We start from the raw sequence: 15677 nt of genomic DNA on the forward strand, positions 1-15677 counted from the left end.
CCATGCGCCTTGACCGTTTCCTCAGCAACCTGCCGCGCTTCAACCGCCAGGACGTGCGCCTGCTGCTCGCCAGTGGCCGGGTGCGCGTGGATGGCCAGGTCAGTCGCGACAGCCGCGACGACGTGCGGGTCTTCAGTCGCGTCGAGCTGGATGCTGAGGTGCTGCAGGCCGGCAAGGCCGCACGCTACTTCATGCTGCACAAACCGATTGGCGTGGTCAGCGCCACCGAACATCCCGAGCACCGCACCGTGCTCGACCTGCTCGACGAGCCGGACAAGCAGGAGCTGCATCTGGCCGGGCGCCTCGACCTCAACACCAGTGGTCTGCTGCTGATCACCAATGACGGCCAGTGGTCGCGCCGGGTGACCGCACCGACTGGCAAACAAGCCAAGGTCTATCTGGTCGATACCGAAGACCCGATCGACCCGTCCTGCATCGAGGTCTTCGCCCGCGGTCTGTACTTTCGCTTCGAGGATCTGCTGACCCGCCCCGCCGAACTGCAGATCCTCGCCCCGCGCCAGGCCCGCCTGACCCTCTACGAGGGCCGCTACCATCAGGTCAAGCGCATGTTCGGCCACTTCCAGAACAAGGTCGTCGGTTTGCACCGTCTCAGCATGGGCGCGATCCAGCTCGATGAACGACTTTGCCCCAGTCAGTACCGCGCCCTGACGGCCGAAGAAATCGCCAGCTTCTGCCCTGACTGACGCCGATTTAGCGATGAGTCACACCCTTAGCACGCTAACCGATAAACGGTAGTGCACTAACCAAATAAAGCCTTGCCAGCATCAGAGGCCACTGCTTAAATCCACCCATAAGGTCTTGATGTGACCAGCCAGTCACGGAAAGCCATCTAAGCGTTCTTTTGGTTACTTGCGCTCTGCGCGAAAGGGTTCCTGCCTGGTAACACGACATCGCTCCAGCCCCGTGAAAAGGCTGGTGCGAATGCTCTATTTCAGCCCTGACCGATTGAAAAATAATTCTTATAAAAACCTCCAGCCTGACATTCGCTTGTCATGTCCAGGCGCTTTGCTATCTGTCCTACTTGCCCGGTAATCGGCCCCGCCCCGCCGCTTGCCACGCTCAACTTGCGCCTGGAGAAACAACATGCAGCCAACCATCGCTGTCATCGATATTCACGGAACTTACAAGGTTCACACCGAGTTTTACTCCAGCCCCAGCGCCCGCAAGACCATCATCCTGGTCAACGGGTCACTGTCGACCACTGCCGCATTCGCACAGACGGTCAAATACCTGAATACCCAATTCAACGTGGTGCTCTACGATCAGCCCTACTCCGGCCAATCGAAGCCGCACAACTGCCACAACCAGCCGCTGACCAAGGAAGATGAAGCGCGCATCCTGCTGGAGTTGATCGAGCACTTCAAAGCCGACTACCTGCAGTCGTTCTCCTGGGGTGGCGTCGCCGCCATGCTGGCCCTGGCGCAGCGTCCGCCGCGCATCGAAAAAGCGGTGATCGCCTCGTTCTCGCCGCTGATCAATGCGCCGATGCGCGACTACCTGGAAAAAGGCATGACCACTCTGCAGGCCGTGGATGGCGTAGGCCTCGGCCACCTGGTCAACAACACCATCGGCAAGCACCTGCCGTCGCTGTTCAAGCGCTTCAACCATCGTCACATCAGCAGCCTGGACGAACACGAATACCGCCAGATGCACGCCCATATCGACCAGGTCGTGCACCTGGAAACCCATTGCGAGATGGAATGCCTGGCCGGCATCGACATTCCAGTGCTGTTCGTCAATGGCGAGCACGACGAATACACCTCGGCCGAAGACGTGCGCGTGTTCGCCGAACACCTCGGCGACTGCAAGTTCGCCGTCATCGACAATGCCGGGCACTTCCTCGACATGGAACACAAAGCCGCGTGGCAGCAAAGCAGCGAAGTGCTGCTGGGCTTCCTGCAAAGCCAACCGCAGCGCCAAACCGGCTACCGCGCGCAGGTAGACATGCAGCATGCGCTGTCCGTATGAACCACAGCCGGCCCCATCCGCACCGAGTTGCAGGAAAAAGCACTCGGCGCGGACTTCATTTCAGTCGCGACTTCCGGTATAAAGGCTCCCCCAAGCGGGCGTCGTATAATGGCATTACTCCAGCTTCCCAAGCTGATAACGAGGGTTCGATTCCCTTCGCCCGCTCCAGTCTTATATTCCGACATGCCCAGGCATGCAGCGGAAGCCCCTGAAAACCGGCCCTTGAGCCGGTTTTCTTGTTTCTGGGCACTCCATTTGATTGGTCCAGCCCGTCATGCTTAGCCATTTGGCTGACCCCAAAGCCGCTCGCACACCGACTCTTCAACGTGCTGACCGCTATCTGCTCCTGGTTCAGGGCTGATGATCAGTTGGGTATCGAAGACATCGTCTCTGGGCACTCGTACTGCGACTGCTTGACTGCCGTACTTCCACATATTCACCACTCATTTGTATGTCCGCTTTCGCTCCGGGTCGGGCCTCCTGCAGGCTGTGCTGCGCCGGGCGGCATGGAGCATCGCTGAGAGGCTGTGAAAAAACGCCCACCTGCCGCGACTCACGTTGCGCTACGCGGCTGCTTTGTGGGCGGACCGCCCCCGGCGCGATGCCTGGCGGTCGTTCAGCTCTTCAGTCGATAACCGGTCTTGAAGATCCAGCCGACGATGAGCACGCACAGCAGCAGGAAAGCGAAGATCATGCCCAGGCTGAGCGCCACGTCGACATCGGAGACGCCGTAGAAGCTCCAGCGGAAGGCGCTGATCAGGTACACCACCGGGTTGAACAGGGTCACCGTCTGCCATGCCGGCGGCAGCATGCTGATCGAGTAGAAGCTGCCGCCGAGGAAGGTCAGCGGGGTGACGATCAGCGCCGGGACTATCTGCAACTTCTCCCAACCGTCGGCCCAGACACCGATGATGAAGCCGAACAGGCTGAAGGTCAGCGCGGTGAGCACCAGCAGGGCCAGCATCCAGAACGGATGGAGGATCTGGTAGTCGACGAACAGCCGCGCGGTGACCAGGATCACCAGGCCCAGCACGATCGACTTGGTTGCCGCCGCACCGACGTAGCCGATGAGGATCTCCAGGTAGGACACCGGCGCCGAGAGCAGCTCGTAGATGCTGCCGGAATACTTGGGCATGTAGATGCCGAACGAGGCGTTGGAGATGCTCTCGGTGAGCAGCGCCAGCATGATCAGCCCCGGCACGATGAAGGCGCCGTAGCTGACGCCCTGGATCTGGGTCATGCTCGCGCCGATGGCCGAGCCGAACACCACGAAGTACAGCGAGGTGCTGATCACCGGGGTGGCGATGCTCTGCAACAGGGTGCGCCAGGTGCGCGCCAGTTCGAACAGGTAGATGGCGCGGATCGCGTAGAAATTCATGCGCGGGCCTCCCGCACCAGGTTGACGAAGATTTCCTCCAGCGAGCTCTGGCTGGATTGCAGGTCCTTGAAGTCGATGCCGTGCTGGGCCAGGTCCTTGAGCAGCTCGGCGATGCCGGTGTGTTCGCGCTGGGCGTCGAAGGTGAACACCAGGGCATGGCCCTCGTCCGCCAATTCCAGGCGGTGGCCATCCAGCTCTGCCGGCAGACTGGCCAGCGGCTGCTGCAGCTGCAGGGTCAGCTGCTTCTTGCCGAGCTTGTGCATCAGCACCTGCTTGTCCTCGACCAGAATGATCCGGCCCTGGCTGATCACGCCGATGCGGTCGGCCATTTCCTCGGCCTCCTCGATGTAGTGGGTGGTGAGGATGATGGTCACCCCGCGTGCGCGCAGGCCGCGGACCATGTTCCACATGTCGCGGCGCAGCTCGACGTCGACCCCGGCGGTGGGCTCGTCGAGAAACAGGATCTGCGGCTCGTGGGACAGCGCCTTGGCGATCATCACCCGGCGCTTCATGCCTCCGGACAGTTCCATGATCTTGGCGTCGCGCTTGTCCCACAGCGACAGGTCGCGCAGCAGCTGTTCCAGGTAGGCGGGATCGGCCTTCTTGCCGAACAGCCCGCGGCTGAACTTGACCGTGGCCCAGACGGTTTCGAACACGTCACTGACCAGTTCCTGGGGCACCAGGCCGATCTGCGCCCGCGCCGCGCGGTAGTCCTTGATGATGTCGTGGCCGTCGACCAGCACCTTGCCGCTGCCCGGGTTGACGATGCCGCAGATGATGCTGATCAGGGTGGTCTTGCCGGCGCCGTTGGGGCCGAGCAGGGCGAAGATCTCGCCCTTGCGGATATCCAGGTCGATGCTGTGCAGCGCCGGATGGCCGGAGGCGTAGGTCTTGCTCAGTTGCTGGATGGATATCACCGGTTGCACGGGAGGGCCTTGCTGGGAAAAAGAAACACAGAGTGAATGAAAACGGGCGCGGGGTGAAGCCGGTACCGCATGCACCGGCCGACGATGGGCGGCCCTTGAGGCGAAATCGCCACGCTAGCATGATGGACGGCATGAACCCTACCCCTGCCAATTCAGGTTCGGCCGACACTGCGCTGGCGGCCTTTCATCCCGCGGTCGCCGCCTGGTTCCACCAGCGCTTCGGTGCGCCGACGCCGGCGCAGGTCGCGGCCTGGCCGGCGATCGGCGCCGGCCGCTCGACCCTGGTGGCCGCGCCCACCGGCTCGGGCAAGACCCTGACCGCCTTCCTCGCCGCCATCGATGCGCTGGTGCGCGAAGGCCTGGCCGCCGGCGGCGAGCTGGAGGAGCGCTGCAGCGTGGTCTACGTCTCGCCGCTCAAGGCGCTGTCCAACGACATCCGCCTCAACCTCGAGGAGCCGCTGGCCGGCATCCGCGCCGAACTGCAGCGCCAGGGTCTGGCCGATGTGCAGATCCGCAGCGCGGTACGCACCGGCGACACCACCCCGGGCGAGCGCCTGGCGATGCGCAAGCGGCCGCCGCATATCCTGGTGACCACCCCGGAATCGCTCTACGTGCTGCTCGGCTCAGAATCCGGACGGGAAATGCTCAGCGGCTGCCGCAGCCTGATCGTCGACGAGATCCACGCCATCGCCGGCAGCAAACGCGGCAGCCACCTGATGCTCAGCATCGAGCGCCTGGAGGCGTTGTGCCAGGCACCGCTGGTGCGCATCGGCCTGTCCGCCACACAGAAACCGCTGGAGGCGGTGGCGCGCTTTCTGCTCGGCAGCCAGGGGGCGTTGCCGGACACCGAAGCAGCGCAAACGTCGGCGGACACCTGCCATATCGTCAACATCGGCTACACCCGCAGCCGCGACCTGGCCATCGAAGTCCCGCCGGTACAGCTGGAAGCGGTGATGAGCAACGAGGTCTGGGACAAGGTCTACGACCGCCTGGCCGAACTGGCCCGGCAGCACCGCACCACCCTGGTGTTCGTCAACACCCGGCGCCTGGCCGAGCGCGCCTGCCGCCACCTGGCCGAGCGCCTGGGCAGCGCCGCGGTCGCCGCCCACCACGGCAGCCTGGCCAAGGAGCTGCGCCTGGACGCCGAGCAGCGCCTCAAGCGCGGCGAGCTGCGGGTGCTGGTGGCCACTGCCTCGCTGGAACTGGGCATCGACATCGGCGAGGTCGAGCTGGTCTGCCAGCTCGGTTCGCCGCGCAGCATCGCCGCCTTGCTGCAGCGGGTCGGCCGTTCCGGCCACAGCGTCGGCGGTACGCCCAAGGGCCGGCTGTTCCCGCAGTCGCGCGACGAGCTGATCGAGTGCGCCGCCCTGCTCGACTGCGTGCGCCGCGGCGAGCTGGACGCCCTGGTGATCCCGCGGGCGCCGCTGGACGTGCTGGCCCAGCAGATAGTCGCCGAGGTGGCCTGCCGCGAGTGGCGCGAGGACGACCTCTACCGCTTGCTGACCCGCGCCGCGCCCTACATCGGCCTGCCGCGCGCGACCTTCGACGCCCTGCTGAAGATGCTCGCCGAGGGCTACAGCGGCCGCCGCGGGGTGCGCGCCGCCTACCTGCACCGCGATGCGGTCAACCATCGCCTGCGCGGCCGCCGCGGCGCCCGGCTGACCGCGCTGACCAGCGGCGGCACCATTCCCGACAGCGGCGACTACAGCGTGCTGCTGGAACCCCAGGGCCTGCCGATCGGCACCCTCAACGAGGACTTCGCCATCGAGAGCATGGCCGGCGACATCTTCCAGCTGGGCAATCAGTCCTACCGCATCCTGCGCATCGAGCCGGGCAAGGTGCGGGTCGAGGATGCCCGTGGCCAGTCGCCGACCATCCCCTTCTGGCTCGGTGAGGCGCCGGGCCGCAGCGACGAGCTGTCGGTTGCGGTGGCGCGGCTGCGCGAGCAGATCGAACAGCTGTTGAGTAGGGTGGAAAACCGCGAAGCGTTTTCCACCGAGGCGGACTCCGCTGATAGGTGTTCTGCCCTCCTCCCCAGCCCCTCGCCATCGGCATCCATACAGTCGTCTCCCGTAAATGGGATGGGGCAGCAGATCGATACAGCGGTCGAGTGGCTGGTAGTGACCATCGGCCTCAGCGAGCCGGCGGCGCTGCAGATCGTCGACTACCTGGCCCGTGCCCGCGCTGCCCTCGGCGGCCTGCCGACCCAGCGGCGGCTGGTGATGGAGCGCTTCTTCGACGAATCCGGCGGCATGCAGCTGATCATCCATGCGCCCTTCGGCAGCCGCCTCAACCGCGCCTGGGGCCTGGCCCTGCGCAAGCGCTTCTGCCGCAGTTTCAACTTCGAGCTGCAGGCCGCCGCCACCGAGGACGCGCTGATCCTCTCGCTGTCGACCAGCCACAGCTTCCCGCTCGACGAGGTGTGGCGCTATCTGCATTCCAACAGCGCCGAGCAGCTGCTGATCCAGGCCGTGCTGGATGCGCCGCTGTTCGCCGTGCGCTGGCGCTGGAACGCCGGTGTCGCCCTGGCCCTGCCGCGCTTCGCCGGCGGGCGCAAGGTGGCGCCGCAGTTGCAGCGCATGCGCAGCGAAGACCTGCTGGCCACGGTGTTCCCCGACCAGGTGGCCTGCCTGGAAAATATCGTCGGCGAACGCGAGATCCCCGACCACCCACTGGTGGCGCAGACCCTCGACGACTGCCTGCACCAGGCCATGGACTGCGAGGCCTGGCTGGCCCTGCTGCGGCGCATGGAGGCCGGCGACATCGAGCTGCTCGCCCGCGACCTGCCGGCGCCCTCGCCACTGGCCGCGGAAATCCTCAACGCCCGGCCCTACGCCTTCCTCGACGACGCGCCACTGGAGGAACGCCGCACCCAGGCGGTGCAGAACCGGCGCTGGTCCGAGCCGACATCCAGCGACGACCTCGGCGCCCTGGATGCCGAGGCCATCGAAGCGGTGCGCCAGGAGGCCTGGCCCGAGGTGCGCGATGCCGACGAGATGCACGAGGCGCTAATGAGCCTCGGCGCCATCAGCCAGGCCGAGGCGCAGGACAATCCCGGCTGGCCGGCCTGGCTGGCGCAGCTGGCCAAGGGCAAGCGCGCCACCTGCCTGCAGCTCGATGGCGCGCCGGCGTTGTGGCTGGCGGCCGAACGCCTCGGCCAGTGGCAGGCGCTGCATCCAGACGCTTCGTGCAAGCCGGCCATTCGGGCGCCGGACGGCTTCGACGCGCCCTGGACGGCCGAGGCGGCCCGGGTCGAGCTGATCCGCGCCCGCCTGAGCGGCTTCGGCCCCCTGCCCTTGCCACGGATCGCCGCCGACCTGCGCCAGGATGAGTCGGCGATCAACCTCGCCCTGCTCGCCCTGGAGCGCGAGGGCTATGTGCTGCGCGGGCGTTTTTCGCCAGACGGTCTGGAAGAAGAGTGGTGCGAGCGCCACCTGCTGGCGCGCATCCACCGCTATACGGTGGGGCGTCTGCGTCGCGAGATAGAGCCGGTGGAGCGCGCCGATTTCATGCGTTTCCTGTTCGACTGGCAGCGCGTGGCGCCGGCCAACCGGGTGCGCGGCGCCGAAGCCCTAGCCGGCATACTGGGCCAGCTGGAAGGCTTCCAGGCCGCGGCCGGCGCCTGGGAAAGCGAAATCCTGCCGAGCCGGGTCAGTGACTACGGGATCAACTGGCTCGACGACCTGTGCCGCTCCGGGCGCCTGGTCTGGTGCCGCCTGGCCGGGCGCAGCCGCGCCGCTGGCGGCCCGCTGCGCAGCACGCCGATCGTGCTGCTGCCGCGCAAGCAGCTGGGCCTGTGGCGCGCCTGCCTGGGCCAGGCGCCGGCGGCCGAACCCTCGCCGCGCGCCGAACGCCTGCGCCAGGTGCTGGCCAGCCAGGGCGCGCTGTTCTTCGACGAACTGCAGGAACAGGCACACCTGCTGCGCAGCGAGCTGGAGGATTGTCTCGGCGAGCTGGTCGCCCTTGGCCTGGCCAACGCCGACAGCTTCGCCGGCCTGCGCTCGCTGCTGTTGCCCGCGGCCAAACGCAGCCAGCAGCAACGCCGCGCCCATCGCGCCCTGGCCAATATGCAGGACGCCGGACGCTGGGCCCTGCTGCGCGGCCGCGGCGAGGAAGCCGAGAACAAGCCGAACGCCGAGGCCCTGGAACATGTCGCGCGCACCCTGCTGCGCCGCTACGGCGTGGTCTGCTGGCGCCTGCTCGAGCGCGAGGCCGACTGGCTGCCGTCCTGGCGCGAGCTGCTGCGGGTCTACCAGCGCCTGGAAGCACGCGGCGAGATCCGCGGCGGGCGCTTCGTCGCCGGCGTGGTGGGCGAACAGTTCGCCCTGCCGGAAGCCGTCGCCCTGCTGCGCGAGGTGCGCAAGCGCCCGGCCGACGGCAGCCTGATCGGCCTGTCCGCCTGCGACCCGCTGAACCTGCTGGGCACCCTGCTGAACGGTAACAAGGTGCCGGCGCTGGCCGGCAACCGCCTGCTGTATTGCGACGGCGTACCGGTGGCGAGCCTGGTCGCCGGCAAGATCCAGCTGCTGCAGGAGACCGACACCTTCACCGCCGGGCAATGGCAGGCCGCGCTGATCCGCCAGCCGGGACTGCCCGCCCCCCTGAGCCACCGCCCGCACCGCGTTGGCTCGCCGCCCTGACAGGGTTCGCCTGGCCCTGCAGGAGCCGGCTTGCTCGTCATTCACCAGCGTTCAGCTTAATTCGCAGGCTTATGCAGATCGCCTGGAGCCGAGCTGCTGCCTACTGGGCACAAACCTCCCGCAGGCACCCCCGCAACCAGCGATGCGCCGGGTCGGCATCCATCCGCGGGTGCCAGAGCATGGCGACCGTGAATGCCGGCAGGGCGACCGGAAGAGAAAAGCTGTGCATGCCGGCGCGCAGGCTGGCGGTGTGCCGTTCGGGAACGCTGACGATCAGGTCGGTGGCGCGGATCAGCGCCAATGCAGTGGAAAATCCAGCGACCATCGTCACAACTTCCCGCGCAAGGCCGAGCGATTTCAGGGCCTCATCGATAGGGCCCTTGTCGAGCCCGCGCCGGGAAACGTAGATGTGCCCGCCAGCCGCATAACGGGCGGGCGTGACCTCGCCCAGACTCAGCGGGTGGCCCACGCGCACGACGCCGATGAAGCGGTCGCGGAACAAGGCCTGGGTGCGCAACTCCGGACTGGCGTCCTGACCCACGACACCGGTTTCCAGATCAACGGTGCCGTCGCGCAGGGGCGAGCTGTCTTTATCCGGCTTTTGCATAAAGCACAGGCGTACGCCAGGCGCTTCCTTTGCAATGCGCGCAATCAGCGCCGGCCCGAAGTTCTCGGCAAAGCCTTCGCTGCTGCGCAGGGTGAAGGTTCGCACCAGCTGTTTCAGGTCGATCTGCGCGGCAGGGCGGAGCACCGCTTCGGCGTCCTGCACCAGTTGCGCGACGCGCTCGCGCAGTGCGAGTGCTCGGGGCGTGGGCACGAGGCCGCGCCCGGCCCGGACCAACAGCGGGTCGCCGGTGGTTTCGCGCAGGCGCGCCAGCGCCCGGCTCATCGCCGAGGGGCTCAGCCGCAAGCGCTTGGCGGCGCGCGCCACGCTGCCTTCCGCGAGCAGCACATCGAGGGTGACCAGCAAGTTGAGATCGGGAGTGGACATATTTCGCCTCTGGCACGGCGTGATTTTGATCAGGCGTTAAACGCATCAATAACCTGCAAATGCTGCGTCTTCCGCCAGGTTACCCGCGGGCGTAGATTTCTGACAGCTCCGTTTCGGGAGCTGCCAGAAGACAGGAGGGCGTGATGAAGCCGGTTATCGCAGGGCAAGGTGAGGCCATAGAAGGAAGTGCGCAACGGACACCATCGATTCGGCTGGCGCTCGCCAGCCTGTCGCTATCCATGTTGCTTTCTTCGCTTGGCATCAGCATCGCCAATGTCGGCTTGCCGACATTGGCCCAGGCGTTCGACGCCTCCGTCCAGGACGTGCAGTGGGTGGTTATCGCCTATCTGCTCGCCATCACCGCCCTGATCGTCAGCGTCGGCCGGTTCGGCGACCTGATTGGCCGTCGACGCCTGTTTCTGGCGGGAATCTTCCTGTTCACTCTGGCCTCGGCGCTGTGCGCTTTCGCGCCCACGTTGTGGCTGCTGATCGGCGCGCGAGGGCTGCAGGGGCTCGGCGCGGCGATCATGATGGCCCTGACCATGGCCTTTGTCGGAGAGACGGTGGCCAAGGCCAAGACCGGCAGCGCCATGGGCTTGCTGGGGACTATGTCGGCGATTGGCACCGCGCTGGGGCCATCGCTCGGTGGCGTGTTGATCGCCGGGTTCGGCTGGCAGGCAATATTCCTCATCAGCGTGCCGCTGGGTACCCTGACGTTGCTGCTCGCGCAGCGCTACTTGCCCGCCGATCGCCACACGCCGAAGGCCGGGCGTGGCGGCTTCGACCCGCTGGGAACGCTGCTGCTGGCGCTGACGCTCGCGGCCTATGCACTGGCCATGACCATGGGCCGTGGCCTCGATATGACTCTATTGTTGGCTGCATGCATCGGTGCCGGCCTGTTCGTGTTCGTCGAGGCGAGGGTCGCATCACCGCTAATTCGTTTGGCAATATTCCGCGATCCACGACTGAGTGGCAGCCTCGCCATGACCGCGCTGGTGTCGACGGTGATGATGGCGACGCTGGTGGTCGGACCTTTCTATCTATCGGATGGGCTTGGACTCGACGCCGCCCGGGTGGGGCTGGCCTTGTCGGTCGGGCCGTTTGTATCGGCATTGACGGCCACGCCCGCCGGGCGCCTCGCGGACCGTTTTGGCGCGCGCCGTATGACGACGGTGGGGCTTACAGGCATGGCGACCGGCTGCCTGTTACTGGCGGTGCTGCCGGAGACGCTCGGTGTGGGCGGCTATATCGCCCCCCTTGTCGTCGTCACCATCGGCTATGCGCTGTTCCAGACGGCCAACAACACCGCGGTGATGAGCGATATCGGCGCAGACCAGCGGGGCGTCATCTCCGGCATGCTCAACCTGTCGCGCAATCTGGGGCTTATCACCGGGGCATCCGCGATGGGCACGGTGTTCGTGCTCGCCTCGGCGACGGGCGATATCGCCATGGCGCATCCCCAGGCCGCTGCCAATGGTATGCGGATTACCTTCGCCGTCGCCCTGGCGCTGATCGCCGCTGCGCTGGCCATCGTGTTTGCAAGCCACGGACAGGCCCGCAGGATAGGGTGAGCGCGCCGGGCTCATGAGCATCCGCAGGGGGTCAGGGGGCAGGTCTAGCCTTTTGCTTATGAAAGAAGGAGGGCGCCCGTTTATTCGCATGGCCCCGAGCCAGAATGATGAGCCGAATGACCCATTGCTTCTGGCCGAACCCAACCAGTCATACCAGCCGAGCACATTCCACAAGAATGGATCGAAACGGCTGCGACACTGGTCGGACAGGCTGCCATTCGGCGCCGCTTACAGTCGGATATGCTCTATGGCTCATGGTTGGCATGGCGTTTTTCCAGAGTGCGCCGAATAACCAAGTCGCTCGTCACTTCAACACCTGCGCCAATGACGCAATGCTGGCCAAAAGCGCGCGCTGACAATCCCAGCCCAGGCTCAAGGAGCTGCGCCGCTACCCATAACAATACGCCCCAATCGGACAGCCCCAGGGGCGGGGGTAAATATATCCAAGACCGCTCCGGTAGATCGCAACGCTGTTCCACTCAAGGGAACAGCATTGGAACCGGGCTGGACTTAGTACTGCATGCAGGCGTTACTGGAACAGGGCGTCACTCGAAAGACCGTTCTTTTCCAGAATCTCGCGCAAGCGTTTGAGCGCCTCGACCTGAATCTGCCGAACCCGCTCACGGGTCAGACCAATTTCCTGGCCGACTTCCTCCAGGGTGCAGCTCTCATGACCGCGCAGACCAAAGCGCCGGATCACCACTTCCCGCTGCTTGTCGGTCAACTCGGACAGCCATTGATCGATGCTTTGCGAAAGGTCGTCGTCCTGCAGCAGTTCGCACGGATCGGTCGGCCGGTCATCGGTCAGGGTATCGAGCAGGGTTTTGTCGGAGTCCGGGCCAAGCGAAACATCCACCGAAGAAACCCGCTCATTCAAGCCGAGCATGCGCTTGACCTCACCCACGGGTTTTTCCAGCAGGTTGGCGATCTCTTCAGCAGAAGGCTCATGGTCGAGTTTCTGGGTCAACTCGCGCGCCGCGCGCAGGTAGACATTGAGTTCCTTGACCACGTGAATCGGCAATCGAATGGTACGGGTCTGATTCATGATCGCCCGTTCGATGGTCTGGCGGATCCACCAGGTCGCATAGGTCGAGAAGCGGAAACCACGCTCCGGGTCGAACTTCTCGACCGCACGGATCAAACCGAGGTTACCTTCCTCGATCAGGTCGAGCAGCGACAAACCGCGATTGACATAGCGGCGGGCGATTTTCACCACCAGGCGCAGGTTGCTTTCGATCATGCGCTTACGCCCAGCCGGATCGCCCTTCTGCGCCAGACGCGCAAAGAACACTTCCTCTTCAGGGCTAAGCAGGGGGGAAAAACCGATTTCGTTGAGATACAACTGAGTGGCGTCGAGCGCCCGGGTGTAATCGATGTACTTGTGCTGCTTGCTGCCGGATTGCTTGGCTTTAGTACGAGTGATTGGCGTTTCAGCCTTTTCATTCGATACATCGTTCAGAACGATGCTCGGCTCCATCAGGAGCATCTCATCGTCGACGTCAAACTCCGGCGCTTCTTTTGGATTGAGTGCCATTATTGTTGTCCCTTGCTGAGTTCGACAGCAAGCCCGGGTGGCACCTATCTCCCTGGCAACACCTGAGCCCGTCCCTCCCACGCAATGGAACAGACGAGCGACAGATCAACGGCGTGGCAAGTATTGCAGCGGATCTACAGGTTTTCCCTGCCGGCGAATTTCAAAATGAAGCTTCACCCGGTCGGCTCCCGTGGACCCCATCTCGGCAATCGTTTGCCCTGCTTTGACCTGCTGTCCCTCCTGAACCAGCAGCCTGCGGTTGTGTCCGTAGGCACTTACGTAGGTATCGCTGTGTTTGATGATCAGTAACTCGCCGTAGCCCCGTAAACCACTCCCGGCGTACACCACTGAGCCATCAGATGCAGCCAAAACAGGCTGTCCCAAATCACCGGCGATATCAATGCCTTTATTCAAACTACCGTTTGAGGAAAAACGTCCGATGACCACACCGCTGGCAGGCCAGGCCCAGCCTGACGCTGAGCGCTTTACCGGTTGCACCGCAGTGGTCGCCCGGGTTGCCTTGATTGGCACCGTGGCCTGAACCTGCGGCCGTGCAGCAGGGGCCTGAATCGGCGCAACCGGGCGACCGACAGGTGCCGGCCGGGTCACCGCTGGCGCGACGGCAACCGCAGGCGCACGCGCCGACTGACGACCGCCGAAGCGAATCTCCTGACCGACCCGGATCAGGTACGGCGGGACAATGCCGTTGCGGGCGGCCAGGGCTTTCCAGTCCCAGCCGAAGCGAAAGGCGATCGAATAGAGGGTGTCGCCGCGTCGTACCACATAGTGGCCGCTGGTCACCGGTTGACGCTGTTGTAGCGCACTCCGGTTATTGCGATCGACGACCTGCACCCCCCCTGATGGCGGGCTGGCGCAACCAGCCAACAGCGCGCCAATCACCAGGCCGGTTAACAGACTCCGAGTGCTACTGCTGCAAAATCGCGGTTGAATGGCAGTGAAACTCACCCATGTCTCCCTTTCTGGCTAGTGGCGTCTGCAGCTGGGCGGGTATTGTGCCGCAATTATTCGGCGCAGCCAGCGCTTTGCTGACGACGACCGGCCAGCCACTCCAGCCCAAGCACCAGCAGCACCCCGCCCAGGGCCAAAAGAATAGCCAGGAGCAACTGTGGATCCTGGCCGCTGATCTCGGCGAAACGCCCCGGCAAGAGGTTGGCCTGCAGCAGCGGTACTGACTCGCCGTGGCGGTCGGTGTGCCAGGTCAGGGTTTCTTTCCACGGCCAGAGTTTGTTCAGCGAGCCGAGCATCAACCCCGTCAACAACGCCAGGGTCAGGTCACGCCAACGCACCAGCAACCAACGCAGCAACCCGGCAAAACTGACGATACCGACCAGGCAGCCACCGGCAAAGAGTGCCAGCACGTTGATATCCAGAGCTTTTACCGCCCCGAGAATGAAGGGATACAGACCCAGCAGCAGCAGGATGAAGCTACCGGAAATACCCGGCAGGATCATCGCGCAGATGGCAATCGCACCGGCGCAGAAAATACTCAGCGAACCAGTGCCCCACTGCACGGGTGAGGCCACCGTGATCCAGTAGGCGAAGGCCGCCCCCATGGCGAAACTGACGAAACGACTCCAGTTCCAGCGCTGAATTTCGCGGGCTACCAGGTGCGAAGACACCAGAATCAAGCCGAAAAAGAACGACCACACCGGGATCGGATGCTCGGCCAGCAGGAAGGTGATGACCCGCGCCAGACTGAGCACACTGGTCAGAATGCCGGCCAACAGCACCAGCAGGAAGGTCGCGTTGGCCGCCTGCCAGGCGGCGAGGATACGACCGCGCACGAGCAGGCCCAGCGCGGCGGGCACGCTGGCGATCGAACGCAGCAGTTCATCGTAGATGCCGCTGATAAAGGCGACGGTGCCGCCGGAAACGCCAGGCACCACATCGGCCGCGCCCATGGCGATGCCCTTGGCGAAAAGCAGGATATGTTTCTTCATGGATCCTTCCAGGTAAACAATAAAGATCAGGCCAGGGGGCCATTGAGCAAGGGAACGAAACGCACGGAATCCAGCACATGCCTGGCAAATCCCTGTTCCTCACGGACGATCAGCAGCAGCTGCTGCACATCGCCGGCACCGACGGGAATCACCAGGCGCCCGCCCGGCGCCAACTGATCGAGCAGGGCCTGGGGCACTTCGCTGGCGGCAGCGGTGACGATGATGCCGTTGTAGGGTGCCAGGGCCGGCCAGCCCTCCCAGCCATCGCCCCAGCGGAACACCACGTTGCGCAGGTTCAGCTCGGTCATGCGTTCCTTGGCCCTGTCCTGCAGCCCCTGAATGCGCTCGACGCTGAATATCCGCTCGACCAGCTGGGCGAGAATGGCCGTCTGATAACCGGAACCTGTACCAATTTCCAGCACCTTGTCCAGGGGACCGGCGGCCAGCAACAACTCGCTCATACGCGCCACCATGTAGGGCTGCGAGATGGTCTGGTTGTGGCCGATCGGCAGTGCGGTGTCTTCGTAGGCGCGATGGGCCAGGGCTTCATCGACGAACAGATGCCGCGGCGTGCGGCGGATCGCCTCCAGCACCTGGGCATTGGACAGCCCTTCTTCGTACAGCCGCTGAATCAGCCGCTCGCGAGTCCGCTGCGAGGTCATGCCGATACCGCGATGCAGTTCGTCT

The 15677-nt window shown here is 64.7% G+C and carries 11 protein-coding genes, 1 tRNA gene and 1 pseudogene; 6 read left to right on the top strand and 7 right to left on the bottom strand.

The genetic code is table 11. The annotated features are described in order from the left end of the window. Nucleotides 1–2: 2 nt before the first annotated feature. The 3 genes from R3355_RS07035 to R3355_RS07045 all read left to right on the top strand — a co-directional run bounded on the left by R3355_RS07035 (nucleotide 3) and on the right by R3355_RS07045 (nucleotide 2157). Nucleotides 3–704: a pseudouridine synthase gene (locus tag R3355_RS07035; RefSeq protein ID WP_318960633.1), complete on the top strand. Its 702-nt coding sequence runs from the start codon at nucleotides 3–5 to the stop codon at nucleotides 702–704. A gap of 400 nt (nucleotides 705–1104) precedes the next feature. Continuing rightward, the gene (locus tag R3355_RS07040) at nucleotides 1105–1989 is read left to right on the top strand and encodes an alpha/beta hydrolase (RefSeq protein WP_318960634.1); all 885 of its coding nucleotides are present in this window, start codon (nucleotides 1105–1107) and stop codon (nucleotides 1987–1989) included. A 94-nt stretch (nucleotides 1990–2083) separates the two neighbouring features. Further along, nucleotides 2084–2157 (top strand) — tRNA-Gly (locus tag R3355_RS07045). Between the two features lie 448 nt (nucleotides 2158–2605). Here R3355_RS07045 and R3355_RS07050 read toward each other — a convergent pair. Both R3355_RS07050 and R3355_RS07055 read right to left on the bottom strand, forming a co-directional pair. Next, a complete protein-coding gene (locus R3355_RS07050; RefSeq protein WP_318949839.1) occupies nucleotides 2606–3367 on the bottom strand; it encodes an ABC transporter permease in 762 nt (253 codons plus the stop codon). Beyond that, the gene (locus R3355_RS07055) at nucleotides 3364–4293 is read right to left on the bottom strand and encodes an ABC transporter ATP-binding protein (RefSeq protein WP_318960635.1); all 930 of its coding nucleotides are present in this window, start codon (nucleotides 4291–4293) and stop codon (nucleotides 3364–3366) included. The genes R3355_RS07050 and R3355_RS07055 overlap by 4 nt, the downstream gene beginning before the upstream one ends. A gap of 119 nt (nucleotides 4294–4412) precedes the next feature. Between R3355_RS07055 and R3355_RS07060 the strand changes: the two genes are divergently transcribed. Further along, on the top strand, nucleotides 4413–8933 hold the full coding sequence (locus R3355_RS07060) for a DEAD/DEAH box helicase (RefSeq protein WP_413243488.1): 4521 nt from the start codon (nucleotides 4413–4415) through the stop codon (nucleotides 8931–8933). 100 nt (nucleotides 8934–9033) lie between these two features. Here the strand turns inward: R3355_RS07060 and R3355_RS07065 are convergent, their stop codons facing one another. Further along, entirely contained in the window at nucleotides 9034–9924 is an 891-nt protein-coding gene (locus R3355_RS07065) for a LysR family transcriptional regulator (protein WP_318960637.1), read from the bottom strand. A 143-nt stretch (nucleotides 9925–10067) separates the two neighbouring features. Between R3355_RS07065 and R3355_RS07070 the strand changes: the two genes are divergently transcribed. Beyond that, nucleotides 10068–11495 (top strand): MFS transporter, encoded by a 1428-nt coding sequence (locus R3355_RS07070; protein WP_318960638.1) that lies wholly within the window; start codon nucleotides 10068–10070, stop codon nucleotides 11493–11495. Between the two features lie 159 nt (nucleotides 11496–11654). Next, nucleotides 11655–11842 (top strand): annotated as a pseudogene (locus R3355_RS07075) (transposase domain-containing protein); the annotation flags it as partial. 182 nt (nucleotides 11843–12024) lie between these two features. Here the strand turns inward: R3355_RS07075 and rpoS are convergent. The 4 genes from rpoS to R3355_RS07095 form a co-directional block, all read right to left on the bottom strand. After that, on the bottom strand, nucleotides 12025–13029 hold the full coding sequence (rpoS, locus tag R3355_RS07080; protein ID WP_318947280.1) for an RNA polymerase sigma factor RpoS: 1005 nt from the start codon (nucleotides 13027–13029) through the stop codon (nucleotides 12025–12027). Nucleotides 13030–13134: 105 nt separating this feature from the next. Beyond that, nucleotides 13135–13995, bottom strand: a complete 861-nt coding sequence (locus R3355_RS07085) for a peptidoglycan DD-metalloendopeptidase family protein (protein WP_413243486.1) — start codon at nucleotides 13993–13995, stop codon at nucleotides 13135–13137. A gap of 56 nt (nucleotides 13996–14051) precedes the next feature. Beyond that, nucleotides 14052–14990, bottom strand: coding sequence for a DUF368 domain-containing protein (locus R3355_RS07090; protein ID WP_318960639.1), 939 nt, complete (start codon nucleotides 14988–14990; stop codon nucleotides 14052–14054). Between the two features lie 26 nt (nucleotides 14991–15016). Further along, nucleotides 15017–15652 (bottom strand): protein-L-isoaspartate(D-aspartate) O-methyltransferase, encoded by a 636-nt coding sequence (locus tag R3355_RS07095; protein ID WP_318960676.1) that lies wholly within the window; start codon nucleotides 15650–15652, stop codon nucleotides 15017–15019. Nucleotides 15653–15677: the final 25 nt, after the last annotated feature.

The organism is Pseudomonas sp. (assembly GCF_033723075.1).
Taxonomy (GTDB): Bacteria; Pseudomonadota; Gammaproteobacteria; order Pseudomonadales; family Pseudomonadaceae; genus Aquipseudomonas.